Consider the following 20,132-nt stretch of genomic DNA (forward strand, 5'->3'; position numbering starts at 1 on the left):
CATGACTTTCGATGCCAAGCAATTTTTGAGCTCGGTAAGCACCTCCCCCGGCGTTTACCGCATGCTCGACGATCAGCAAAACACGCTCTACGTCGGTAAGGCGAAACGGCTCAAGGCGCGCCTGGCGAGCTATTTTCGTGGCCAGCTCAACGCCAAGACCCAGGCGATGGTGGCGCGGATCGCCGACGTCCAGGTCACCGTCACGCGCACAGAAACCGAGGCGCTGCTGCTCGAGCAAACGCTGATCAAGGAGCTGCGCCCGCCCTATAACATCCTGCTGCGCGACGACAAATCCTACCCGTTCGTGTTCGTCACCGACCGCCACGCTTATCCGGCGCTCGAGTACAAGCGCGCTCGCCAGCGCCGCGGCGACGGCCGCTATCTGGGTCCCTACCCCAGCAGCGGCGCGGTGAAAGAGAGCCTGACGCTGATGCAAAAGATCTTTCGCATCCGCAACTGCGAGGACAGCGTTTTCGCCCACCGCAGCCGGCCCTGCCTGCAGTACCAGATCGACCGCTGCAGCGCGCCTTGCGTGGGCTATATCTCACAAGAGGAGTATCAGCGCGACGTCGAGCACGCGGTTATGTGCCTGGAGGGTAAAAGCGACAGCGTCACCGAGGCGCTCGGCCGGGACATGGAAACGGCGAGCCAGGCGCTCGACTTCGAGGAGGCCGGGCGGCTTCGCGACCAGATTTCGAAGCTCAGGCAGCTTCAGCAGCGCCAGTTCGTCGACAACGAAAGCGGCGACGCGGACATCTTCGCTCTCGCCCACCGCCCCGGCGCTCAGGGCGTTTCCATCATGAGCATCCGCGATGGAAGACTGCTCGGCGCGCGTCACCATACGCCGAAAAACGATCTCGAGCTCTCTGATGAGATGCTGTTGACCGAGGTGGTCAGCCAGTACTACTTCGGCCAGCCCCACAACGTACCCGCCGAGGTGATCACCAGCCACGCTTTAGACGACAGCCAACTGATCGCCGATGCGCTCAGCGAGCAGGCCGGCAAGAAGGTACGCGTGGCCCACCAGGTGCGCGGCCACCGCGCCCAGTGGCAAAAACTCGCCATGACCAACGCCGAGCAGCAGCTCGCCTCGCAATTGGCCAACAAGACCCAGCTCATGGCCCGCTTCGAGTCGCTGCAAAAGGCGATGGGGCTCGAGAATACGCCAGCGCGACTGGAGTGTTTCGACATCAGCCACAGCCAGGGCGAGGCGACCGTGGCGTCGTGTGTGGTGTTCGACCAGCAGGGCCCGCGTAAAAGCGACTACCGCCACTTTCGCATCGAAGGCGTGGCCGCCGGCGACGACTACGCCGCCATGCAGCAGGCGCTGACAAGGCGTTTGAAGCGGGTCAAAAGCGGCGAAGCGATCGCGCCGGACATCCTGATCGTCGATGGCGGGAAGGGCCAGCTCAACATGGCGCGCGGAGTGATCCAGGAGCTCGGCGTTGAAGGCATCACGCTGTTGGGCGTTGCCAAGGGCACCACGCGCAAGGCAGGACTCGAGACGCTATTTCTGGAAAGCAGCGACAACCCGCTGCCGATGGACCCGGCCTCACCAGGGCTGCATCTGATTCAGCACATTCGCGACGAGTCGCACCGCTTTGCCATTGCCGGCCACCGCGCCCAGCGCGACAAGGCGCGGCGCACCTCGACCCTGCAGGACATTCCAGGCGTTGGGCCCAAGCGCCGGCGCGAACTGCTACGCTTTTTCGGCGGACTTCAAGGCGTACAGAAGGCAAGTCAAGACGAGCTTGCTCGCGTGCCGGGCATCAGCGCGACCATGGCCGCGTCGATCTACCAGGCGCTCAACGGATAAAGGTCTTTGCGGCATGGATGCCACGCCCCAAGGCGGATAGAATAGCCCTACATACGTTTGATTTTCTGATTCTCCGGCAAGGATCGCGCCCTGCGATGAACATACCCAACATATTGACTCTGGCAAGAATCGTTTTCATTCCCCTTATGGTCGTGCTCTTCTACCTGCCTTACAGCTGGAGCATGCCGCTAGCGGCGGGTCTGTTTGCGCTCGCCTCGATCACCGATTGGCTGGACGGCTATCTGGCGCGGCGGTGGAATCAGTCGACGCCCTTTGGCGCCTTTCTGGATCCGGTGGCGGATAAGTTGATGGTCGCGGTGGCGCTGGCGCTTTTGATCGAGCGCTTCGACACCGCGCTTTTGACGCTGCCGGCACTGGTCATCATCGGGCGTGAGATCGTGATCTCGGCGCTGCGCGAGTGGATGGCGGAAATGGGCAAGCGCGGCATGGTCGCGGTCTCCTGGATCGGCAAGCTCAAGACCACGCTGCAGATGGTGGCGCTGCTGGTGCTGCTCGCCTTCCCCTCCGGCCACGCGCTGGCAATGGTCGGCATTGCCATTTTGTACGTGGCGGCGGTGCTGACGCTGTGGTCGATGTTTCAGTACCTGCGGGCGGCCTGGCCGCACCTGAGCCGCTCGATGTAAGCGTTTGCTGAACGCGCGATATCTTATTGGTCGCATTGATCATTTCAGCGATTGACAAGCCCGCGTTAGTGCGTATAATTCGCCCTCGAGTCGAGCGGGAATAGCTCAGTGGTAGAGCATCGCCTTGCCAAGGCGAGGGTCGAGAGTTCGAATCTCTTTTCCCGCTCCAACGACTTGTAAGGCTGGATGGCAGAGTGGTTATGCAGCGGACTGCAACTCCGTGTACGCCGGTTCGATTCCGACTCCAGCCTCCATATTTTCGATAGCAGCGACCTGATGCCCTCCATCACCTGCTGCTATACGCCCGGATGGCGAAATCGGTAGACGCAAGAGACTTAAAATCTCTCGGTGGTAATCCCACCGTGCCGGTTCGATCCCGGCTCCGGGCACCAATATCAATGAGTTACATCGATTAGTCCCTTGAGTCCTCTTGCCTTGGTCGCATTTTGGTCGCAAAGCTGCGGCAGCCTACCTGCCACCTGATCCAATCTCGAATCGAACATGTGCGCGTATCGACTCGTTACGATCAAACTACTGTGTCCCAAAAGCGCTTGTACCGTTGTCATAACCTCGCCTGCTTCTGCGAGCAGTGATGCGTAGGTGTGACGTAGATCGTGAAACCGTAAATCCTTTCTCCCGACGGCCTTTCTCGCGCTCTCGAATGCCACGCGCAATTTATGCACCGTCGTATCGAACGGCAGGCTTGCTATCAATTCGTCTGCATCGTTGGGCAGCGGCACCACCCTGGCTTTGCCGCTCTTCGTCTGTCCTGGTCGCAGCACGATGCGACCACCGTGAATATTGTCAGCGGCCAGTGCTAGCAGCTCCGATTTTCTAAGCCCGGTCAGGCAAGCTAGCAGTATGACCTTGCGCTCTACCTCCCGGCCTTCCGGTACCGCCAACACCAGCTGACGTATCTGCTCGGCAGTCAAATAAACATGCCGTTCGTTCTTTGGAGCCGGCTTTCTAAGCTTTGCATCCAGCGGCTGCTCTATCCAGTCCCATTCCCGGTATGCCAACGACAGCACTCGCTTGACTACCTGCGTTCGGTTGTTGATGGTGCTCTGGCTGAGTTTTTTCTGACGCATTTCCTTCTGCATCTTGCGTGCTGCGTCCAGCGTCTCTTGTCCTATCAGCACTCCCGGCGCGTTGACCTCCATCCAGCGCGCCACCCAATTGATACTCAACGCTTGGCTTTCAGCGTCGTATTCCTCGATCCAGCGAAGCAGGCCATCAATAAACCGCTTCCGCTCGACTCGACCCATGACACCGTTGAACTTCTCCTCATTCAATTCAGCGCGCCGCTTTGTGGCGTACTCTTCAGCTTCCGCTTCTGCTCCAAAAGTTCGCTGATGTCTGCCGCGCTCACCCGTTTCCGTGACGACCCATCGCTTGCGGGTCGCTCGGTACCTGACCGTGACTCCCATTTACCCTTCCCCTTATGCAAGGGGCTGCGCTTGCGGCTGTCAATGTATGCCTCAACCGCCGCCCGATCAAACCTAACGTTGCCCTCAATCTCGACGTAGCCGATGACGTGCTTGAGCGAATACGCCTTGCGCTGGCTAATTGATAGCTCCGCCGACAACTCGGCGGCTGTCATGAATCTGCCCATTACTCTCTCCCTACCAAGTCTCGGTTTCGATAAACTCCCCGCACCAATGCTCACGCGGCGTGACAATCTGGCCTGAGTCGATGCGCATCGTGACGTTATCCCAGCCCAGCACTGAGATACGGTCAGCACCTGCTACTGGCGCCGTTCGCGTACACTCGCCCACGCTTGCGCCTATCGGGTCCCAATGATCGCATCCAGCGCAGCAAGGCCCGTTTTCGTCATAGAAAGCCTTGATGCATTGCCGAGCTGCGTCGATCTTCTCTTCCTTGCTGCGCACTACATGCATCGTGAATCGGCGCATACCTACATCGTCGCTATCCATCCTCACCTCCCGCGCAAAACAAAGCCGCCTCGTGGGCGGCTATTAGTGGTTCATTCGAAATCCACCGCATTGCGGCAAAAACTCAAGCATCGAATTCATCTGACTCTTGCGTTCGCTGAAATAGCGATGATTCATGAATCCTTCGGTCTTGACGTACTCAACAAGTAAGCGATGCATTTCTAGCGCCTCGGCCTCGCTAAACCATTCGCCCACATACCCATCGTGCTCATACACAATCACGCTACGGTCAGCGTGTTTGTAGTGGCAATCGATGATCTTAGCTACCGGCGTCTCTACACAGAATGCCGGCCAGAAGCCGTTGGGCATGCCAAGCACGCCGGCGTCGTCATTTACGGGCTGAATCTCGATGGTCATTATTATCTCCATTCACAAAAAAGCCGCCCAATCGGCGGCGGTTATCGGTGCTGTGTTTGCGCAGCACTAACCTCCTGCGTGCGCAACCACTGTCTCGACAATCGCTCGCCGCACGGTTTCATAAGCGTCAGTGACGCCATAGTATGGAAAGTAGCCGGCGCATGTGTTCACGTCGGCTAGTCCAATCTCCACGTTTATCCCTGCCTCTACCATCAACCGAAACGCATCGCTGTCATCATCCAGCGGTTTCCAAGGCACCCATTTTGAGAAGGGCGCGGGCGGCTCCGGCACAACGCGGCGCATGAAACAGCCATGAAACGGTCCTTCACCCGTATAGAGCTGAATTTCATACCCCGCCGCCCGCGCCGCTCTCTCCAGTAGCTCTTGATCAGTCATGCATCCTCCTTTAGCTCAGCCGGTTTTCCGCAGTAAGGGCAAAAGCTCAGCCAATCAGTAACAGGGCAGCCATCGTCAGCGGCATTATAAAATTCGTGACCACATGACGTTTTGTATATCTCTGTTGGACTTGTCTCGGTGTAGCGACAGCGCTTGCCTGTCTGGTGAATTGCGAACGCCCAACGGTAAAGCCAGTAGAAAACAAGCAGCCAGCTGGCCGTGACAAAGCCGGCGATAATTACCATTGCAGTGCTCATACATCCTCCGGCTTCGGTGCGGCGGCGAGCATGGCGCGATAAACCTTCGGCGCCGGGCTGCAATCGCAGTCGCCGTGACACTCGCCCAATCGCTCGCAGTCGCCAATAGCTTGGCATCCAGCGTCAACCTGATCGCCTGTCGGCTCCTTCGGCACGCACTGCCACGGCTCGTCCGGTGACGGGATGCGCGGGCCGATAGCTTCAAATGACCCTTCGCTCAGGTATTTTCCGTAGCCGACAACCATCCAGCGCCCTTCATCATCCAGCATCCCGGCAAGCCAGCCGTCGTGCGCCGGATGCTGCACAAAATAAAAACCCGGTTCTCGCTCACTCATAAAACCTCCAGACGTAAAAAAACCGCTCAGCGGCGGCCATAGCCCTTAAACAGTCGTGTCGAAAGCCGCCACTGCGGCGTATCCGGTATGCGCCTACGCACCACCAGCGCGGCGATGCGCCGAGCGTTTTCCAAATCCGTCAACAGCATTGGATACGAACTCCGTGCAGCGAACGATGACGCGGCCCTGATGCTGGCTCAGCGCGGGCATGTCGGCAAACGATAGGTGGCTGCAATCCGATACTGCGTAGCGGCAATGCATGCAGAGTGAGCCCTTGGGCTGGTGTGTCATGGCTGGGCCTCGGCTTGCTCTCGAATAACCGCCGCGTCGTGTCGGATGTGGGCGACAATTCCGGCAATGCTCATATTGCGATCCATCGCTTTGACCTGTTTAGCCATATCCTCCAGCGCCTCCGCCTGCTTGAGCGCGTCGCGTTGAGATAGACTCACGGCGGGCGTTTCTCGCATGTACATCTCAAGAACATACCATCCACTATCAACAGGCATATGCCCTGCATTCATCGGGCTAGGGTGCCTCTGCATATCGTCACCACAGCAGCAAGTGCCCAACCCTCTGGAAAAGTCTTCTAATGCTGGCTTTAGGCGCTCTGCATGCGCCGCCAGCGCATCCCGCTCCTTGCACGCCTTCCGCAGCATCCCGAGGTTCATTTGCTCGGCGGCTTTCATCAACTCCACTTCATCGCGCAGCTCCGCCGCTTCATTCAGCGCCTTATCGCGCTCATCCAGCAACTCGCTATTGCGCTCAGCTAGCTGGTCATACGTCGCGTCTCGTTCTGCGATCATCGTTTATCTCCAGTGATTATGTAGCGATCCCGGCTCGGCCCGACGAGCGGCTGCTGGCCGTGGTCGAGGTGCCAGTCGAATTTATGCAGGCAGGCGTCGCACTGCTTGATATTCAGCGAGCGGAACAGGCGTAAACGGGTGCAGCCGCATCGTGGGCAGTGTTTGGTGGTGGGTTTCATAGTCCGGCATTGAGGTAGGTGTGCTCTGCCCGGTGCTTTAGGGCGCTTTTCAGGCATCGCCGATGATTGGACTCCATCCGCGCATCGTTTACCCGACGCGCCTCTCTAACCTGAGCGATGACAAAGCGGCAATCCTGATTCCAGAAGGCGCGGTTGAGCCTTCGGCTTGTGCTGATCTCTTCGTAGGTGGTCAATGCCGCTCTCCCAAAAAGAAGCCCCGCACAGGCAGGGCTAGAAGTGTTTCAGTCGCTTGGCTCGGCGCTGTGCGCGTTTGCGCTTGGCCTGACGCTGGTGGGGTTTTGTGAGGCCGGAGCCTTGGATGATGGGCGGCGGGGAGTGGATGGGTTGCCATGGCATTCCGAAGGCGCTGGCGATTGCGGTTAGTAGGCTCACACCGCCACCTTCGCCCGCGCATAGTGCGGCTTAGCCTGCGTTGGCATCGGCTTGCCCTGGCGTTTTAACCGTGCCCGGATCGTCTGTGCTTTCTTCACCGCCGTTTTCGGCCCCGGCGCTTCGATGCAGTAGACCTCGCAGTCGGCATACTCGGGCGATAACACTGGCCCGCCGTAGCTCCATGAGCCGTTGGGGAATTTGACTACCGTCCATAGTTGAGTGGTCATACGGCCTCCGCATCCTCAAACTTGAGTAGCAACCAGCGCTTGACCCCCTCGTCTTCTGGCCGCTTAATCAGATAGCAGCCTACGCAATGCTCCGAGATGCCGTCGATGCGCCCTTGCTTCACTTGAGCGCCGATGGGTAACGGCGGCTTAATGTCGTTCTCTTCGAACCACCGCTTTTGCGCCGCCTCATGCAATCGACGAACATTCGAATCGATGCAATCCAGATCATCGATAAACTCGTCTGTGATCTCGCAACCGTAATCCCACCCCTCGCGCCGGGCTAACGTGATTGCCAGCTCGTTGCCGTTCATCGGGTATCGGTAGTGCTCGACGAGCAAATCCGGGTCGCCAATATCGTGCTTATCAACGAGCCCCTGAATGGCCTCTCGAATCATTTCTTCGGTAACGCTTGGGCGTGTCTTCATATCAACCCCCAGATAGAAAAAGCCCCATACGGGGCGTTAGGCTCTACGCTGCTCGTTGGCTAGCTGACCCGTAGCGATGCCTTGCCATCTGCCAGCGAGCATCCGGGCACGACCTCGCCAGCCTTGAGCGCCTTGAGAATGTCGGCTTTGACGGCTTGGCGGCTGGCTGGAATTAGCTTCGTGTACTGCTCAGGCACCGCGTCTGCATTTTCGATGTTGACGACCTGCCTGGGCTTAGAGCGGGTGATGGTGAATAGCTGACGCTTGATCTTGTCGCGTCCGGTGCTCTCCATCGCCCACAAAACGCGGTCACGGCACGCCTGAGCATTACGCTCAACGCTTTTCTTGCGTGCAGACAATCGCTTGATCTCGTTGTCGATCTGTTCGGCTTCGGCATCGAGCTGTCGGGCTACGATGATCGTCGCCTCGATCTTGTCTTCAATTTGCTCCGTGGTAGCGCCCAGTGTCTCAGCCAGCGCTTCGGCAAATTCAGCATCGTTGTCGGCGTCCATATCGATGAGCTGCTGGAACTCGTTAGTCAGTGCGTATAGTGATTGCATATTGACCTCGCAAAAATAAAGCCGCACTATGGCGGCTTGGTATGCTGCTAAGTTATTGAATCAGAACGGGATTTCATCATCCATCTGGTCGCTGCCTGGAGCACCATAACTAAATCCGTCACCTTGCTGTCGCGGATCGCCGCCATAGCTCTGATTGTTCTGCGCTTGCTGCTTTGGCGGCTTGCCCTTCGGGTTTTCAGCAAAGCGCTGAACCCAATACCCTGCCGACTCTGCCTGTTTCCCAGCCTTGTGCTCCGCGATAGTCAGCCCTGACTTGGCCGACATGAAGCACTTGATCTGAAAGCGGAACCCTTCATCGCCGTTGCTCTTGATGTAGTTCTCACGCTCCAAGGCGATCTGCACCGGCTTTCGCGTCAGCTCGGGGGCGATCAATCCATCCTTGCCTTGCGCCTGGCTGAGCGACTGCGCGCCGGTCACGCCCATCATGCTCTGAATCTGCTGATGCCCGACCTCGTTCTGGCTGCCGTCGCGCTTCTGATAGTAGAGCGTCAGGTAGTTGGCCTTCTGCCCCTTCTCGCTCTCGAACGACAATTCCAGCCCCTTTGCGCCGCTCTGAGCCTCTACCCACTTGGCTTGCTCAATAAAGCCGCGCACCACGCACGACTCGGTGATGTACTCACCGCCGCCTGAGTCGGCGGCGACGGCCTGATCTTCGTTGTAGCTGAAAACTGCACTCATGCTGTTTGCTCCTGCTGTTGGTTGATTCCGTAGTACTCGCACACCGCCTGATCGACGGCGGCTAGGTCGTTCTCGATGATCTCGTCATCGAACATGCCCATCGGGGCTTTAACGGTATCGCTGCCGTTGTTAGCGGTGCGGAATTGGTAGGCGCCGTCCTGCACCTGCGTACGCAGTACCATCGTGAAAAGACCCTCTAGCGTGATCTTCTCGTCCAGCATCTTGCCGATGGTTTTGATCTTGGTTCGTCCGTAGTCGTCGTCCTGTGTATGGCTCAGGATGTAGACGCGAACGTTTTCTGGCAGGCTTGACAACGCGCTTATGACCTCCCATGCGTGCCGGGCGATTTCGGTAAACTTGTCAAAACCCTTTTCGTCACTGCGTCGCATGAACTCGTTGGCCATCACGTACTGAAAGTCGTCGATCACCACGACGGTCTTGCCGTTGCCGACCGCCTTGCGAGCCGCCTTGATCATTTGCTCCCACGAATCCGTGGTGTATTGATTCCAACCAGTGGCGCGAAACGATAACGGTTTCTCCACCGCTTTTATTAGCGCTGTCTGCGCCGGATCGAGATTGCGCAGGCTCGCCGTTTTCCCGGTGCCTGACTGACCCAGAACCAGCGTTGCAATACTCATGCTGCTACCCCGCTGCGCTCATCGGCGCTGTTCATGCGTTCGCCGTGCGCGTATTTCAGCGCCTCCAGCTCGAATTCGTATTCATCCAGCGATAGCTGACCGTTACGCAACATCATTGCCAGTTGTTGCTTGGCATCGAAAAATGTCATAGCCTTTCTCCTGATCTCGTTAGACCCGGCCCGCTACCTGTTCGCCCAGGAGCGGGCTTTCTTATGCCCACTTGCCAGCGCGAACCTCGCGATCCCAGCGCTCAATAATCTCGTCACGCTGAAACGCTGCGTTGCGCTCGCAAAAAAGGTCGATCATGTGGCACTCGTTGTGCTCTTGACGCACCCAGCGCATGAGCGAGTCGGTCATGGCGTAGTCGCCTTCCTCGAATAGCTCTTTCGGCGTGGGTTGACGCTCGGCCAGATGCTGCGGATAGCGCACCGCGTTCTGATCGGGTACTGCGTATAGCGATCCCATAAAACCTCCTATCGCGCCGTAGCGAGCCAGCAATAGCCGAACACGCCGACGCTGAATGATGTTGATAGCAGAATGATGAGGCTGGCCGGCACGTCACACCGTCCAGAGTTGCAGATGCGCGGGCCGCTGCCCGTTAGCGCGCTGACTGTATGCAGCGCGCCGCTTATCATTCATCCGATCGCTGAATGTCGCGGGTTTGTCATCGCACCCACGCCGTGCCGCCGAGCGTTTGAATACCGGCATACAGCCGTACTCGCGCAGCAGGTCAACGACGCGGGTGCTTTCGGGGATCAGGCGCGTTACGGCGCCGTCTTTAACAGGGATCATCGGCTCACCTTCTTGATCAAATTGGGCGGGTAGCCATGCCGCTTGGCGCTGACTCGCGCTGAGCGACGGCCATAAAAAAGGCCCAGCTCAATGTGGGGCGTCTTAATCTCGTCTCGCTTCTCACGGACTATCCAGCGGTGTCGCATGGCTCACCTCGGGCTTTGGCTGCACAGAACCCCATCCAACAGCCATTTAGGTAATGCCGCTGGCCGCCGTAGAAGCCATCTTTTTTACGCATCTTGGCGATCTCTTTAGCCGTTTGATTGCGGCCAGTATCTGCGCTCATCTGGTCGGCATACCACTGCTCAAATTCTTCGCGATACTGCTCGTTAATTGCCATAACGCTCTCCTGTGTAATTCGAATGCCTTTACTTGCCGTGCCTTGAGGAAAATCCAAGCGCGTTTTCTGCGGACTTTCTAGCGCAAGCTGCGTCTAGCAGCGTGTCGAAAGAGCCAAGGCATTGGCGGGCCCCGTCTTTTTGAATAATCGAAACCCACTTATTCCTGTAATCCCTCCAGTGAACACCGCAAACACCGGACTTATTGTTTCGATACATTCTTGCGTTTGAAGCGTTAGTTGAGAGATCACAATCTCTAAGATTTGAAATTCTATTATCAAGCCCATCCCCGTTAATGTGATCTATTACGCCTTTAGGCATAACTCCATAATGAAGCACCCAGGCAATCACATGCGCACGGTAAGTAATGCCTAATACTGGAATTACTAGATAAGATGTTCTTGCCCTTTTGGGGGAGAAAATATTGCCTGCTGGCTTGTTTGCATATTTTCTATTCCATGACTCGAAGCGCCGATCTCCGCTAAACATAGACCGAGGCCTTTCTTTCCATACAAAGCTTCCGGTTTCAGCGTCATAATTCAAAAGAGAATGAGCTACCGACTTTTCTATAACTCTTCTTTTTCTCATACTGAAGACTCCTTATTATTCGTGAAGGGTGGCCGGTCGCTAACCGGCTTAGCTTTGCCCAACGGCTTTCAACCACTGTCGCCGTCGCATTTCTCCCAAGGTCGCTGCCGCACTTCGGGTGGCCGCCTTGTATTCCCTGCGGGTTGGCTTCTTGCTCCAGGCGCTAATTACTGGCTTCACCCTTCCGAATGCCCACTCGTGAGAATGGGCTGTTCACTTAATTACGTGCTTCGATGATCGGTATATTCGCCTCAGTCGGCACGTAGATGATCTTTTCGATGTCGCCACGCTTCAGTGCTTCAGCAAACGCGCCGATGAACTCCTGGTTTCGGTATTCAGGAAATTGCTGTGCAGCCTCACCAACAATGCGGATGGCTTCAGCCCGCTGCTCTGCCGCTTCTACTTCTGCTCGAGCCTGCTCAACTAATATCTGACGCTCTTGGCGAGCTTCGGCCAGCGCAGCGGCGCCGCGCATTTCTTGCTTGTAAACTCGATATTGCGGAACGCCCCACAGAATGATAACCAGCGGCAAAATCACTACTGCGCCAATCGAAGCAATTCCAACTACACGTATATTCATTTTCCTCTCCCAACCTCAGCCGACTCCCCATGAATCAGCTCAGGAAGGCGCCCTGATACATCAAGGCGCTAACCTCTCTCACAGCGCAGCATCGCTCTCTGCCAACGCTCAGCGGGCTCTACCCGCGTCTTGCGCTACGTCAGGGGCTAGCCTCTCGGCATGGCCTGACGCCCCGCTAGGGTGCGCTGTGATCGCTTACGCGGCATTGGCCGGTAGTCGCCCCTGTATAGCCGGGGAGGCGTCGATGTGTTGTTAAAGAGCGATTGCTGTTAACCGGTCAGCATCCGTACATCTGCACCTCAACCTCGCGCTTCGTCAGCCGATGGGGCTGGCTGCGTCGGCGCATGGCGTCGTTGGTGCCTGTGGCCAGCGATAGGGCTAGGAGCCCGCACACCGCCACCTTCCCTGCGTACCGAATCCAGCCCCTTGCCTGTGCGACTGATACGGCGGCTGCCGCTTTGGTGACGCCTAGGCGGTAGTAGGCTCGCTCTAGTGAGCCGCGTACCGTTCTGGGGCTCAGCGCAACGGATTTGGCGATTTCCTTCTGAGTCATGCCGCTGGCTAGTCGGATCAAAGCTTTTGCTTCGGATAGCGTCAGGCCTTTGCCCCGCTCATCGCTTACCTCTGCTGTCCAACCGTCGTGCATGATCTCCATTGCCTTGTCCTTGGTGTGTTGCGCTGTTCGATGGATGTAAAATTAGCAGTGCTTATTTATTATTGCAACAGCATTGCTACTAATTTTAATCGACGTGCTGATAAACCTATGTTTTAAAAGTAGAGGACGGCTTAAAAAAATTTTCTGCTAATGAATAATCTGCGGTTTGCTGGAATTGCAGGCACAAAAAACCCGCCTCGCGGGCGGGTTATGGATTTTATCTATCTATCGGCTGGGTGGCACATTTAAAGGTAGCTGCACTGTATTGTGGCCATAATGATGAGCGACTCGCTCCCTAAGCTCTCTAATGTTGTCGCAACTCTTAGCTAAGCCTACAACCTCCCAGCAGCGGGATACTAAAGCCCGAACTCCTACATTGTCAGTAAGCTGACGATGCCAGTGGATACCTTTTTCAGGTCTATTTTCCCGAAGGTATTGAGCAACATCTGGATCAAGGGTGTCATAAATTAGCTCTATTACAAGCTTACCCCACCATTGTGGCCGGCTATGCAATGGTCCTGTCCAGCCCGTTAGCCGACCGAACTCCTGCCAAAGCTCATCAGGGAAAGTTTTTTCCCAAGCCCGCAATTCCTCAGCAATAAAAGCTTTTAATTTGAGCTGAAGCGCGTTTGCATCGCGCTCGTACTGATACCCTGTGGCCTCATCAACCAGCGCATCCAAGCCGGTGCGCGTGAGACCAGAGCTGATGACGGCGCATTTAATCGCTATAGATCTTTGTCGCTCAGTCAATTCTGCGTTTTGGTAAAGCGCTTGAACATACCCTCGTATGATTAGCTCAAAGTTAGAAGTAGATAATCCATATCCCTTGAATTGCGTTCCGGGTATTGAGAACTCGACAAGTTCGGCCAGGATTAAGTCTTTGTTTATATAAGGCTTTAAACTGCTTACACCTATGAATTTGGCCAGGTCGCCGCTATCAGCATCGGCTATAGACCTTACCACCGACCTTAGGTTTATAACCCTTTCTCCAGTATCCAAGACATAGCAGTCAACGGAGCTATCCCCTAGCTGAAGCTCTCCTCTGAATTTAGCAAAGGGCGAAGGTGGTTGCTGTATCACATTTGTCATTATAAGAAGTTGCTCCGTTATGGTTTTAAAACCTGCCCATGAAAGAATTCATCAGATCACCCCGCCCTAGGCGCCCTCAGCCACATGGTGGCAATGACCACGCCAACAATCTGGCAGTTTCCGTTAATTGGTACCCATGGCTCAGGCCAACCGGGATTGCGAGCCTTAAGCATACGGCTCCCGCCGGGCTCTTCGACATACTGTTTGAACGTGGCCTCATTATCATCAACAAGTAGCGCTACCACGTCATCGCCATCAAACGGAACTACATCTGGATCAACGTAGATAATCAATCCAGGCTCGTAGCGAGGTGCCATAGACTGCCCTTTCACACGCAAGGCGAAGGTCGACTCAGAACATGCAGGCGGACGGGGCACTTGCTCATCGCTAAGATCATCGAAGTTGCATACCTCTGTCCAAGCACCTGCCTGGACCCAAGAAATAACAGGCACATACCCCTCCAGTCGCGGCGCCGGTGCGACATTTGATTCTTGTTTTAACTGGCTGACGTTAGATTTCCTTGTGGGCTCTCCAGCAAGTCTCGGACTCACCTCTGAGGGCTCAAAGTCCAGCGCCTTAGCCAGCTTGTGTAATGCCTCAAGGTTCAGGGCGATCTTGCCATTCATGTACTGACTGACGGCGCTTTGTCCTCCCCATCCGCACAATGCCGCTACATCCTCTTGGGTCAATTTCTGACCACGAGCGCGGGCGGCATCCTTGCGCGCTGCAAAGATGGACTTTAATCGGATCGCCTCGGCGTCTTGCTCCGGCGTTAACGGGGTGCGTATGGGCTTTTTCATAACCGGTAATTTATAAGCATCGCTACTAAGGGCGCAAACAGCACGTCGCTTGCTCACTTGCTGATATAAATTAGCAGTGCTACTATCTCTGTTAATGAATGAGCCACAGGTATTCAACATGCGTGAAGTTCCTATCCGTGAGTACGTGAAGGACCGCACCCAGGACGTGGTTGCACGACAGATCGGCGTCACGCAGAGCGGCTTGTCTCAAATGCTCCGCAGTACGCGAGAGATTTTTGTGAGACTCGATGACGCTGGAAAAATCTTGGGTGCTTACGAAACCCGCTCTATTGGCCGGTGCGCAAACTCTGAGGACAAGTGTACCGCCTGATTGGCGTTTTTTAACGAGGCAAGAACGCCCTGTTCGGATTTACAGGGCAATCGGGCAAACGCCCAGACAGCAAAAAGCCCGGCCAGCTGGGGAGCAGGTTCCGGGCCTTCTGAGGACTTACGAAATGAATAAACAGAATATAGCGCGGGTGACGCCGCATGTCCAGACAGTTTACCGGCACCTCTGCAATTTACCTCGCCGGGATCGACTGGCCGCTTTCGATGACGCGCTCATGGAGCGCCAGGTTATCGAATCGCTTGAATACCCCATCACTGAATCGTTCGACGAGTACCAGAATCGCGTCTGGCAGGAGCTGAAGTTATGAGCATCAAGGTTTCCTCAATGGTCTGGGAGAAATGGCCAAATGGCGGGTCTGAAATGCTCTGCATGTTGGCTCTGGCGGACTGGTGCAACGACGAAGGCGGATCACTCTACCCGTCCATGAAGGCGCTCGCCAAGAAAATGCGCGTTAGCGAATCCCAAGCTCGCCGGGTCATGCACAACCTCATCGCCAAGGGCTTTATCCGCGTTGTCGGTAATGCCAATGGCGGCGCACCGGGCTCGACTCGGCAGTATCATTTGAACGTGAAAATGGTCGCCGAAATGCCCGAATACGAAACCGAGACGGGTAGCACTGGTGCAAGGGGTAGCGCAGATGCGAGGGGTCGCATGGGTGCGCGAGACGGGTCGCATGGATGCGCGGAGACGGGTAGCACCCATGACACCCAAACCGTTATTGATCCGTTAGAAGAACCGTTATTAAAACCACATGTAGCATCTGGCGATGCCACGAGTGGATACACGGCTGAATTTGAGTCGTGTTGGAAGGCGTACCCGAAGCGCCACAAGCCGGACAATAAAAAGTCCGCGTTCAAGAAATGGCAGGCTCGCATCACCGAAGGCGTGAAGGCAGAAACCCTGATCCAGAGTGCGACCCGTTATGCCAGAGATTGCGAGCAAGAGGGAATTGCTGGCACGCGGTACGTGAAGCTCGCCGCCACTTTTTTCGGCCCTGATGAACATTGGCGCGAGTTCGCCGGCACCGCCAAAGTCCACAAGCTAGAAGATCATCGTAACCGCACCGAAGCGTTGGACGTGGATATCAAGTACACGCCCAGCCGTGGCCGTGCCCTGCCTGCTGGATGCGACCAGCCTGATGATGACGGAAATCTGACTCTTCCCGACGGAACCCGGTGCCACATCGACGAATGGGATGCAGGCACCGTGACATGGGGGAATCAAGCATGACGCCCTCAGAACTCAAGGATCGCCTCGCCCAGAGGGCGGAAACGGTCGCTACCTACCTACTACCTAACGGCAAAAAAGAGGGCCACGAATGGCGCGCTGGCGATGTTCACGGCGCGGTAGGAAAAAGCTTGGGCGTCCACCTGACCGGCGATAAGGCTGGCGTGTGGTGCGATTTTAGCGCCGACCAGGGCGGCGACCTGCTGGACTTATGGTGTGCCGTGAAGGGTTGCGACCTCAAGACTGCGATGGACGATGCCAAGGACTGGCTGGGTATTCGTGACGTGAAGCTATCTGAGCCCAAGCGTCAAAAGTCCTACAAGCGTCCAGAGCGCCCGGCTAGCGTCAAGAAGCCCCAGGCATCCAGTCCGGTAATGGAGTACCTGCGTAGCCGTGGTCTGACAGACCAGACTATTCAGGCGTTCCGTGTGGCAGAGGATGGGCGGGACATGGTGTTCCCCTACCTGCGCGATTCTGAGCTGGTTTTCATGAAGTGGATCGGGCTCGACCGCAAGGACGGTAAGAAAAAGATCCGTGCCAGTGCCGAGTCAGAGCCATGTCTTTTTGGCTGGCAGGCTATCCCAGCGACCGCTCGCACCGTCACGATCACCGAAGGCGAAATTGACGCCATGAGCGCGTCACAAGCTGGCTACCCTGCGCTATCGGTGCCATTTGGTGGTGGTGAGGGCGAGAAACAGCGCTGGATCGAGTACGAGTTCGATAACCTCGACCGATTCGACATGATTTACCTCGCGCTGGATAGCGATGATCAGGGGCGCGCTGCCACCAAGGAGATCATCAAGCGCCTGGGTCGCGAACGTTGCTCTATCGTCGAGCTGCCCAGCAAGGACTGGAACGAAGTTCTGACTGGGATGATTCCTGACGACGATATTGAGCGCTGCTACAAGAACGCCAAATCTCTCGACCCTGAAAAACTGGTCAGCGTCGATGCATTCCGCGATGACGTTCAAAACGAGTTTGCCAACCCGGTGGAGGTCGCTGGAATGCCGCTGCCGTGGGACAAGGCGCGCGACCTGCTGCGTTTTCGCCCGACCGAAACCACCGTATGGACAGGCTGGAATGGCCACGGCAAGTCCCAGCTGCTCGGCTTTATCGGTCTGACCGGCATGGTCAAGGAAGGCCAGAAATTTTGCATCGCTTCGATGGAGATGCCGGCCAAGCGCACGCTTTCCCGCATCGTTCGCCAAGCCGCCGGAACAAACTCTCCAGCGAGTGGATACATCGACGGCATCCTGGATGCGCTGACCAGCAAACTCTGGATCTATGACCAGATGGGTAGCGCCAACCTCGATGAAATGCTGGCTGCTTTCAAGTACGCCGCCAAGCGCTACGGGGTCGGCCACTTCATTGTTGATTCGCTCTCCAAGTGCGGGCTGGGCGAAGAGGACTATGACGCCCAGAAGCGCGCTATCGACCGACTAACCTCATTTGCCCATGAGATGGAAGTCCACATTCACCTCGTGGCCCACCCCCGCAAGGGAATGGATGAAGATCGCCCGCCCAATAAGCTCGACGTTCGAGGCGGTGCCGCCCTGACTGACATGGCTGACAACGTGGTGACGGTATGGCGCAACAAGCCAAAGGAACGCGAAGCCGAGAAGCTCCACCACGGCGAGGAAATCGAACCCAAGTATCAAGAGCAAGGCGACGTTCGGATGATCGTGACCAAGCAGCGCGCTACTGGCCAAGAGGGAAGCGTGGCGCTGTGGTTCGACCCCATGAGTAACCAGTACCTCGGAAAGCCAACGCACCGCCCTACTCCGCTTGTTAGCTGGTCGAACCGTCAGGAGGCTGCCGCATGACCCTATCCCTACAACAACGCACCTCACTAAAGCGCCAGGGCATTACCGTCCTTATCGAGCGTGGCGACGGTCTGTGCACCTGCATGACTCGCTCCGGGCGCCGCAAGTACTGCATCGAGGATCTGGTGGAGCTGGCCAAGCCGGGCTTTTGTGACCGGTTTACGGCGTGGATTGGAAGGAGGGTGAGCGCATGAGAGACATCTATCGAGATCCGCGTGTCGGCGACCGTGTTCAGATTATCCCGCGAATCTGTAACCGCCTACCGGAGCCTCTGACGATCACCCAGGTGACCGAGCGAGCTGTTTACTGGCAGCGCCCGCTATCCGGGCAAAAAAGCCATCTCGCCTTGGCGCTATGGAAAAGGCCGACCAGTTTTCGTCTTGAGCTGTTGGAAGCGGCGCAGGAATCGAGCGCTGATCAGGCCGATATGTTCGGAGGTGCAGCATGAAACCTATTGAGCCCGGATGCTTGGTGGTCGTGCTGCGCGGAAACTTGGCTAACAACGTTGCCGTCGCTGTTGAGCGTGTGCCTGCCCAGCAGGGCATAGAGCGGCATCCTGATCGCATGCAACACCTGCCAAGCACATGGCGGTTTAACTGCGACGCATGGGAAATCGAAATGGCGAGTGACCCAGAGTGCGCGTGGGTGGTCGCAGAAAACAACCTGATGCGCATTGATGGCGGCGACGCGAACGCCGACGCGACCAAGCAACAGCGGGAGGTCACCGATGCCTAGATTCAAACACCCGCCATTCCTCTGCCCAGACGGCAGCAATCCATGCGGTAAGTGGGGTTATTGCGCGTATTGCCCGCACGACAAGAGCGCAAAGAAGCAAGAGAAAAAGCGGGAGGTGGAGCATGGGTAAGGCCAAGCGTCAGCCCATCTATCTGCGCGCCGTGAAGCTCATCGACCCGACAAGCGGCGCTGAAGTATCCGCGTTCGTTCCCGCTGGAGCCGCTGACATGGCCACGGCGCAGGAGCGCGGCATCAAGATCGGCAATTTGCTCCGCGCCGACCTGACACGCCCGCGCAACATCCAATTTCACCGCCTCGCTCACGCCCTGGGCGGCCTGATGGCTGAGAACGTCGACCAGTTCGCGGGCATGAGCCATCACGCCGTGCTCAAGAAGCTGCAGTTTGAGTCGGGCATCGAGTGTGACGTTACCCGCACCGAACTTCCCGAGTTCGGCATGGTGCTGGAAAACAAGCAGCCCCGCTCGCTGGCGTTTGACTGCATGGAGCAGGGTCAGTTTTACGAGTTCGTGCGCGGTATCTGCACGCACATCGCCAGCACCTACTGGCCGCAATGCACACCCGAGGAGATTGAATCCATGGCTCAGGCAATGCCGGGGGTGGCTGCATGATCCCTAAAGCAACCCGTATCGAATCAAAGCATATCCGCAACGCCGCCCGTGGTGAGCAATGCACGCTCGGCATCATTGGCGTCTGCAACGGCAATCCCGAGACAACGGTGCTCGCTCACCTGCCGGATGAGTCTCACGGCCTGAGCCGCAAGAGTGACGATATTTCCGCCGTATTTGCGTGCCACTCATGCCATGACTGCATTGATGGGCGCACTAAGTGGCCGCACGGCGATGCTGGCCCGCGTGAGTGGTATTACAGGAGAGCTATGGTCCGGACTTGGCGGAGGCTGGTTGATAAAGGCGTTATCACAATAAAAGGGAAGAAGCTATGAAAAAAGTTGATTACCTACAGCGAGAAGTGAAAAGAATGCACGCAGTAGGCGATAACGAATGCTTTGTCTGGCCTTTTTCAAAAACCCCTACAGGCTATGGAAAGGTGAGGGTAGAGGGGGTTCTTCAGTACGCCCATAGGCATGCGCTTTTTATTATCACGGGTACATATGGGGATGTGGCGGCTCACTCATGTGATAACCCTGCCTGCATTAACCCAGGGCATCTCAGGTGGACCGATACTCAGGGCAATCTTTCAGATATGGCTTTGCGCGAAAGGAGCTGCCTTGGCGCTAAAAACAACATGGCAAAACTAACAGGTGAAGATGTTCGAAAAATTCGCCAAGAATACCGGCCAGGAGTAACGCATAAGTCAATTGCTGAGAGATATGGCGTAAGCGGATCGCAGGTTGCGAGAGTGCTATCAGGAGACAACTGGGGCTGGGTTTCATGATGCGTCGTGGTCAGACGCGCACGCTACGCCGCCTGATTGAGCTGGGCGTTATCAAGATCAAG

35 protein-coding genes and 3 tRNA genes are annotated in these 20,132 nt (G+C 56.6%); 15 read left to right on the plus strand and 23 right to left on the minus strand.

Annotated features, from left to right (window positions below; genetic code table 11):
• Window position 1: 1 nt before the first annotated feature.
• From uvrC to MQW23_RS14605, 5 genes are all read left to right on the plus strand, one after another.
• Complete coding sequence (gene uvrC, locus MQW23_RS14585) at window positions 2–1,816, plus strand: excinuclease ABC subunit UvrC (RefSeq protein ID WP_252108936.1); 1,815 nt, start codon at window positions 2–4, stop codon at window positions 1,814–1,816.
• A 95-nt stretch (window positions 1,817–1,911) separates the two neighbouring features.
• Complete coding sequence (gene pgsA, locus MQW23_RS14590) at window positions 1,912–2,460, plus strand: CDP-diacylglycerol--glycerol-3-phosphate 3-phosphatidyltransferase (RefSeq protein ID WP_252108937.1); 549 nt, start codon at window positions 1,912–1,914, stop codon at window positions 2,458–2,460.
• A 94-nt stretch (window positions 2,461–2,554) separates the two neighbouring features.
• A tRNA-Gly gene (locus tag MQW23_RS14595) sits at window positions 2,555–2,629 on the plus strand.
• Between the two features lie 11 nt (window positions 2,630–2,640).
• Window positions 2,641–2,714: transfer RNA gene (locus MQW23_RS14600), tRNA-Cys, on the plus strand.
• A gap of 48 nt (window positions 2,715–2,762) precedes the next feature.
• Window positions 2,763–2,852 (plus strand) — tRNA-Leu (locus tag MQW23_RS14605).
• A 3-nt stretch (window positions 2,853–2,855) separates the two neighbouring features.
• Here the strand turns inward: MQW23_RS14605 and MQW23_RS14610 are convergent.
• The 23 genes from MQW23_RS14610 to MQW23_RS14715 all read right to left on the minus strand — a co-directional run bounded on the left by MQW23_RS14610 (window position 2,856) and on the right by MQW23_RS14715 (window position 14,643).
• Window positions 2,856–3,887 (minus strand): tyrosine-type recombinase/integrase, encoded by a 1,032-nt coding sequence (locus MQW23_RS14610; RefSeq protein ID WP_252108938.1) that lies wholly within the window; start codon window positions 3,885–3,887, stop codon window positions 2,856–2,858.
• Between the two features lie 195 nt (window positions 3,888–4,082).
• Window positions 4,083–4,394, minus strand: a complete 312-nt coding sequence (locus MQW23_RS14615; protein ID WP_252108939.1) for a hypothetical protein — start codon at window positions 4,392–4,394, stop codon at window positions 4,083–4,085.
• Between the two features lie 42 nt (window positions 4,395–4,436).
• Complete coding sequence (locus tag MQW23_RS14620; protein ID WP_252108940.1) at window positions 4,437–4,769, minus strand: hypothetical protein; 333 nt, start codon at window positions 4,767–4,769, stop codon at window positions 4,437–4,439.
• A 66-nt stretch (window positions 4,770–4,835) separates the two neighbouring features.
• The gene (locus MQW23_RS14625; protein ID WP_252108941.1) at window positions 4,836–5,165 is read right to left on the minus strand and encodes a hypothetical protein; all 330 of its coding nucleotides are present in this window, start codon (window positions 5,163–5,165) and stop codon (window positions 4,836–4,838) included.
• Window positions 5,162–5,422 (minus strand): hypothetical protein, encoded by a 261-nt coding sequence (locus MQW23_RS14630; protein ID WP_252108942.1) that lies wholly within the window; start codon window positions 5,420–5,422, stop codon window positions 5,162–5,164. The genes MQW23_RS14625 and MQW23_RS14630 overlap by 4 nt, the downstream gene beginning before the upstream one ends.
• Entirely contained in the window at window positions 5,419–5,757 is a 339-nt protein-coding gene (locus MQW23_RS14635; RefSeq protein ID WP_252108943.1) for a hypothetical protein, read from the minus strand. Before MQW23_RS14635 ends, MQW23_RS14630 begins: the two co-directional genes overlap by 4 nt.
• Window positions 5,758–5,783: 26 nt before the next feature.
• Window positions 5,784–5,906: a hypothetical protein gene (locus tag MQW23_RS19475; protein WP_264297498.1), complete on the minus strand. Its 123-nt coding sequence runs from the start codon at window positions 5,904–5,906 to the stop codon at window positions 5,784–5,786.
• 138 nt (window positions 5,907–6,044) lie between these two features.
• Window positions 6,045–6,560: a hypothetical protein gene (locus MQW23_RS14640; protein ID WP_252108944.1), complete on the minus strand. Its 516-nt coding sequence runs from the start codon at window positions 6,558–6,560 to the stop codon at window positions 6,045–6,047.
• Window positions 6,561–6,735: 175 nt separating this feature from the next.
• On the minus strand, window positions 6,736–6,933 hold the full coding sequence (locus MQW23_RS14645) for a hypothetical protein (RefSeq protein WP_252108945.1): 198 nt from the start codon (window positions 6,931–6,933) through the stop codon (window positions 6,736–6,738).
• A 195-nt stretch (window positions 6,934–7,128) separates the two neighbouring features.
• Window positions 7,129–7,359, minus strand: a complete 231-nt coding sequence (locus tag MQW23_RS14650) for a hypothetical protein (RefSeq protein WP_252108946.1) — start codon at window positions 7,357–7,359, stop codon at window positions 7,129–7,131.
• A complete protein-coding gene (locus MQW23_RS14655; protein ID WP_252108947.1) occupies window positions 7,356–7,784 on the minus strand; it encodes a hypothetical protein in 429 nt (142 codons plus the stop codon). Before MQW23_RS14655 ends, MQW23_RS14650 begins: the two co-directional genes overlap by 4 nt.
• A 59-nt stretch (window positions 7,785–7,843) precedes the next feature.
• Window positions 7,844–8,344: a siphovirus Gp157 family protein gene (locus MQW23_RS14660; RefSeq protein WP_252108948.1), complete on the minus strand. Its 501-nt coding sequence runs from the start codon at window positions 8,342–8,344 to the stop codon at window positions 7,844–7,846.
• Between the two features lie 60 nt (window positions 8,345–8,404).
• A complete protein-coding gene (locus tag MQW23_RS14665) occupies window positions 8,405–9,043 on the minus strand; it encodes a single stranded DNA-binding domain-containing protein (RefSeq protein WP_252108949.1) in 639 nt (212 codons plus the stop codon).
• On the minus strand, window positions 9,040–9,681 hold the full coding sequence (locus MQW23_RS14670) for an AAA family ATPase (RefSeq protein ID WP_252108950.1): 642 nt from the start codon (window positions 9,679–9,681) through the stop codon (window positions 9,040–9,042). Before MQW23_RS14670 ends, MQW23_RS14665 begins: the two co-directional genes overlap by 4 nt.
• On the minus strand, window positions 9,678–9,830 hold the full coding sequence (locus MQW23_RS14675; RefSeq protein ID WP_252108951.1) for a hypothetical protein: 153 nt from the start codon (window positions 9,828–9,830) through the stop codon (window positions 9,678–9,680). The genes MQW23_RS14670 and MQW23_RS14675 overlap by 4 nt, the downstream gene beginning before the upstream one ends.
• Before the next feature lie 61 nt (window positions 9,831–9,891).
• Complete coding sequence (locus MQW23_RS14680; protein ID WP_252108952.1) at window positions 9,892–10,146, minus strand: hypothetical protein; 255 nt, start codon at window positions 10,144–10,146, stop codon at window positions 9,892–9,894.
• Window positions 10,147–10,239: 93 nt separating this feature from the next.
• Window positions 10,240–10,473, minus strand: a complete 234-nt coding sequence (locus MQW23_RS14685; RefSeq protein WP_252108953.1) for a hypothetical protein — start codon at window positions 10,471–10,473, stop codon at window positions 10,240–10,242.
• Window positions 10,474–10,600: 127 nt separating this feature from the next.
• Window positions 10,601–10,813: a hypothetical protein gene (locus MQW23_RS14690; protein ID WP_252108954.1), complete on the minus strand. Its 213-nt coding sequence runs from the start codon at window positions 10,811–10,813 to the stop codon at window positions 10,601–10,603.
• Window positions 10,814–10,841: 28 nt separating this feature from the next.
• Window positions 10,842–11,399 (minus strand): HNH endonuclease, encoded by a 558-nt coding sequence (locus MQW23_RS14695; protein ID WP_252108955.1) that lies wholly within the window; start codon window positions 11,397–11,399, stop codon window positions 10,842–10,844.
• Between the two features lie 217 nt (window positions 11,400–11,616).
• On the minus strand, window positions 11,617–11,979 hold the full coding sequence (locus tag MQW23_RS14700) for an SPFH domain-containing protein (RefSeq protein WP_252108956.1): 363 nt from the start codon (window positions 11,977–11,979) through the stop codon (window positions 11,617–11,619).
• Window positions 11,980–12,256: 277 nt separating this feature from the next.
• On the minus strand, window positions 12,257–12,634 hold the full coding sequence (locus MQW23_RS14705) for a helix-turn-helix transcriptional regulator (protein ID WP_252108957.1): 378 nt from the start codon (window positions 12,632–12,634) through the stop codon (window positions 12,257–12,259).
• Between the two features lie 225 nt (window positions 12,635–12,859).
• Entirely contained in the window at window positions 12,860–13,723 is an 864-nt protein-coding gene (locus tag MQW23_RS14710) for a P63C domain-containing protein (protein ID WP_252108958.1), read from the minus strand.
• Between the two features lie 56 nt (window positions 13,724–13,779).
• Window positions 13,780–14,643: a LexA family transcriptional regulator gene (locus MQW23_RS14715; protein ID WP_252108959.1), complete on the minus strand. Its 864-nt coding sequence runs from the start codon at window positions 14,641–14,643 to the stop codon at window positions 13,780–13,782.
• On the opposite strand from MQW23_RS14715, the gene MQW23_RS19575 reads away from it, so the two are divergent.
• From MQW23_RS19575 to MQW23_RS14760, 10 genes are all read left to right on the plus strand, one after another.
• On the plus strand, window positions 14,642–14,854 hold the full coding sequence (locus MQW23_RS19575; RefSeq protein ID WP_502800956.1) for a Cro/CI family transcriptional regulator: 213 nt from the start codon (window positions 14,642–14,644) through the stop codon (window positions 14,852–14,854). The genes MQW23_RS14715 and MQW23_RS19575 overlap by 2 nt on opposite strands.
• 124 nt (window positions 14,855–14,978) lie before the next feature.
• Window positions 14,979–15,179 carry a hypothetical protein gene (locus MQW23_RS14720; RefSeq protein ID WP_252108960.1) on the plus strand — a complete coding sequence of 67 codons (201 nt, stop codon included), beginning with the start codon at window positions 14,979–14,981 and terminating at the stop codon, window positions 15,177–15,179.
• A complete protein-coding gene (locus MQW23_RS14725) occupies window positions 15,176–16,102 on the plus strand; it encodes a helix-turn-helix domain-containing protein (RefSeq protein ID WP_252108961.1) in 927 nt (308 codons plus the stop codon). The genes MQW23_RS14720 and MQW23_RS14725 overlap by 4 nt, the downstream gene beginning before the upstream one ends.
• Complete coding sequence (locus MQW23_RS14730) at window positions 16,099–17,922, plus strand: toprim domain-containing protein (RefSeq protein WP_252108962.1); 1,824 nt, start codon at window positions 16,099–16,101, stop codon at window positions 17,920–17,922. Before MQW23_RS14725 ends, MQW23_RS14730 begins: the two co-directional genes overlap by 4 nt.
• Window positions 17,919–18,116 carry a hypothetical protein gene (locus MQW23_RS14735; RefSeq protein WP_252108963.1) on the plus strand — a complete coding sequence of 66 codons (198 nt, stop codon included), beginning with the start codon at window positions 17,919–17,921 and terminating at the stop codon, window positions 18,114–18,116. Before MQW23_RS14730 ends, MQW23_RS14735 begins: the two co-directional genes overlap by 4 nt.
• A complete protein-coding gene (locus tag MQW23_RS14740; protein WP_252108964.1) occupies window positions 18,113–18,370 on the plus strand; it encodes a hypothetical protein in 258 nt (85 codons plus the stop codon). Before MQW23_RS14735 ends, MQW23_RS14740 begins: the two co-directional genes overlap by 4 nt.
• The gene (locus MQW23_RS14745; RefSeq protein ID WP_252108965.1) at window positions 18,367–18,657 is read left to right on the plus strand and encodes a hypothetical protein; all 291 of its coding nucleotides are present in this window, start codon (window positions 18,367–18,369) and stop codon (window positions 18,655–18,657) included. The genes MQW23_RS14740 and MQW23_RS14745 overlap by 4 nt, the downstream gene beginning before the upstream one ends.
• Window positions 18,658–18,779: 122 nt before the next feature.
• Complete coding sequence (locus MQW23_RS14750) at window positions 18,780–19,286, plus strand: DUF1367 family protein (protein WP_252108966.1); 507 nt, start codon at window positions 18,780–18,782, stop codon at window positions 19,284–19,286.
• The gene (locus MQW23_RS14755; RefSeq protein WP_252108967.1) at window positions 19,283–19,618 is read left to right on the plus strand and encodes a nuclease domain-containing protein; all 336 of its coding nucleotides are present in this window, start codon (window positions 19,283–19,285) and stop codon (window positions 19,616–19,618) included. Before MQW23_RS14750 ends, MQW23_RS14755 begins: the two co-directional genes overlap by 4 nt.
• Entirely contained in the window at window positions 19,615–20,070 is a 456-nt protein-coding gene (locus MQW23_RS14760; protein WP_252108968.1) for a helix-turn-helix domain-containing protein, read from the plus strand. Before MQW23_RS14755 ends, MQW23_RS14760 begins: the two co-directional genes overlap by 4 nt.
• The last annotated feature ends 62 nt before the right edge of the window (window positions 20,071–20,132 follow it).

It is taken from the genome of Halomonas sp. S3-1-1 (genome assembly GCF_023757625.1).
In the GTDB taxonomy this organism is placed as follows: domain Bacteria; phylum Pseudomonadota; class Gammaproteobacteria; order Pseudomonadales; family Halomonadaceae; genus Vreelandella.

What these genes read in the sequence shown, in the direction of transcription:
- uvrC (WP_252108936.1), top strand. Translation starts at nt 2, where the DNA reads ATGACTTTCGATGCCAAGCAATTTTTGAGCTCGGTAAGCACCTCCCCC.
- pgsA (WP_252108937.1), top strand. Translation starts at nt 1,912, where the DNA reads ATGAACATACCCAACATATTGACTCTGGCAAGAATCGTTTTCATTCCC.
- MQW23_RS14610 (WP_252108938.1), bottom strand. Translation starts at nt 3,887, where the DNA reads ATGGGAGTCACGGTCAGGTACCGAGCGACCCGCAAGCGATGGGTCGTC.
- MQW23_RS14615 (WP_252108939.1), bottom strand. Translation starts at nt 4,394, where the DNA reads ATGGATAGCGACGATGTAGGTATGCGCCGATTCACGATGCATGTAGTG.
- MQW23_RS14620 (WP_252108940.1), bottom strand. Translation starts at nt 4,769, where the DNA reads ATGACCATCGAGATTCAGCCCGTAAATGACGACGCCGGCGTGCTTGGC.
- MQW23_RS14625 (WP_252108941.1), bottom strand. Translation starts at nt 5,165, where the DNA reads ATGACTGATCAAGAGCTACTGGAGAGAGCGGCGCGGGCGGCGGGGTAT.
- MQW23_RS14630 (WP_252108942.1), bottom strand. Translation starts at nt 5,422, where the DNA reads ATGAGCACTGCAATGGTAATTATCGCCGGCTTTGTCACGGCCAGCTGG.
- MQW23_RS14635 (WP_252108943.1), bottom strand. Translation starts at nt 5,757, where the DNA reads ATGAGTGAGCGAGAACCGGGTTTTTATTTTGTGCAGCATCCGGCGCAC.
- MQW23_RS19475 (WP_264297498.1), bottom strand. Translation starts at nt 5,906, where the DNA reads ATGCTGTTGACGGATTTGGAAAACGCTCGGCGCATCGCCGCGCTGGTG.
- MQW23_RS14640 (WP_252108944.1), bottom strand. Translation starts at nt 6,560, where the DNA reads ATGATCGCAGAACGAGACGCGACGTATGACCAGCTAGCTGAGCGCAAT.
- MQW23_RS14650 (WP_252108946.1), bottom strand. Translation starts at nt 7,359, where the DNA reads ATGACCACTCAACTATGGACGGTAGTCAAATTCCCCAACGGCTCATGG.
- MQW23_RS14655 (WP_252108947.1), bottom strand. Translation starts at nt 7,784, where the DNA reads ATGAAGACACGCCCAAGCGTTACCGAAGAAATGATTCGAGAGGCCATT.
- MQW23_RS14660 (WP_252108948.1), bottom strand. Translation starts at nt 8,344, where the DNA reads ATGCAATCACTATACGCACTGACTAACGAGTTCCAGCAGCTCATCGAT.
- MQW23_RS14665 (WP_252108949.1), bottom strand. Translation starts at nt 9,043, where the DNA reads ATGAGTGCAGTTTTCAGCTACAACGAAGATCAGGCCGTCGCCGCCGAC.
- MQW23_RS14670 (WP_252108950.1), bottom strand. Translation starts at nt 9,681, where the DNA reads ATGAGTATTGCAACGCTGGTTCTGGGTCAGTCAGGCACCGGGAAAACG.
- MQW23_RS14675 (WP_252108951.1), bottom strand. Translation starts at nt 9,830, where the DNA reads ATGACATTTTTCGATGCCAAGCAACAACTGGCAATGATGTTGCGTAAC.
- MQW23_RS14680 (WP_252108952.1), bottom strand. Translation starts at nt 10,146, where the DNA reads ATGGGATCGCTATACGCAGTACCCGATCAGAACGCGGTGCGCTATCCG.
- MQW23_RS14685 (WP_252108953.1), bottom strand. Translation starts at nt 10,473, where the DNA reads ATGATCCCTGTTAAAGACGGCGCCGTAACGCGCCTGATCCCCGAAAGC.
- MQW23_RS14690 (WP_252108954.1), bottom strand. Translation starts at nt 10,813, where the DNA reads ATGGCAATTAACGAGCAGTATCGCGAAGAATTTGAGCAGTGGTATGCC.
- MQW23_RS14695 (WP_252108955.1), bottom strand. Translation starts at nt 11,399, where the DNA reads ATGAGAAAAAGAAGAGTTATAGAAAAGTCGGTAGCTCATTCTCTTTTG.
- MQW23_RS14700 (WP_252108956.1), bottom strand. Translation starts at nt 11,979, where the DNA reads ATGAATATACGTGTAGTTGGAATTGCTTCGATTGGCGCAGTAGTGATT.
- MQW23_RS14705 (WP_252108957.1), bottom strand. Translation starts at nt 12,634, where the DNA reads ATGGAGATCATGCACGACGGTTGGACAGCAGAGGTAAGCGATGAGCGG.
- MQW23_RS14710 (WP_252108958.1), bottom strand. Translation starts at nt 13,723, where the DNA reads ATGACAAATGTGATACAGCAACCACCTTCGCCCTTTGCTAAATTCAGA.
- MQW23_RS19575 (WP_502800956.1), top strand. Translation starts at nt 14,642, where the DNA reads ATGCGTGAAGTTCCTATCCGTGAGTACGTGAAGGACCGCACCCAGGAC.
- MQW23_RS14715 (WP_252108959.1), bottom strand. Translation starts at nt 14,643, where the DNA reads ATGTTGAATACCTGTGGCTCATTCATTAACAGAGATAGTAGCACTGCT.
- MQW23_RS14720 (WP_252108960.1), top strand. Translation starts at nt 14,979, where the DNA reads ATGAATAAACAGAATATAGCGCGGGTGACGCCGCATGTCCAGACAGTT.
- MQW23_RS14725 (WP_252108961.1), top strand. Translation starts at nt 15,176, where the DNA reads ATGAGCATCAAGGTTTCCTCAATGGTCTGGGAGAAATGGCCAAATGGC.
- MQW23_RS14730 (WP_252108962.1), top strand. Translation starts at nt 16,099, where the DNA reads ATGACGCCCTCAGAACTCAAGGATCGCCTCGCCCAGAGGGCGGAAACG.
- MQW23_RS14735 (WP_252108963.1), top strand. Translation starts at nt 17,919, where the DNA reads ATGACCCTATCCCTACAACAACGCACCTCACTAAAGCGCCAGGGCATT.
- MQW23_RS14740 (WP_252108964.1), top strand. Translation starts at nt 18,113, where the DNA reads ATGAGAGACATCTATCGAGATCCGCGTGTCGGCGACCGTGTTCAGATT.
- MQW23_RS14745 (WP_252108965.1), top strand. Translation starts at nt 18,367, where the DNA reads ATGAAACCTATTGAGCCCGGATGCTTGGTGGTCGTGCTGCGCGGAAAC.
- MQW23_RS14750 (WP_252108966.1), top strand. Translation starts at nt 18,780, where the DNA reads ATGGGTAAGGCCAAGCGTCAGCCCATCTATCTGCGCGCCGTGAAGCTC.
- MQW23_RS14755 (WP_252108967.1), top strand. Translation starts at nt 19,283, where the DNA reads ATGATCCCTAAAGCAACCCGTATCGAATCAAAGCATATCCGCAACGCC.
- MQW23_RS14760 (WP_252108968.1), top strand. Translation starts at nt 19,615, where the DNA reads ATGAAAAAAGTTGATTACCTACAGCGAGAAGTGAAAAGAATGCACGCA.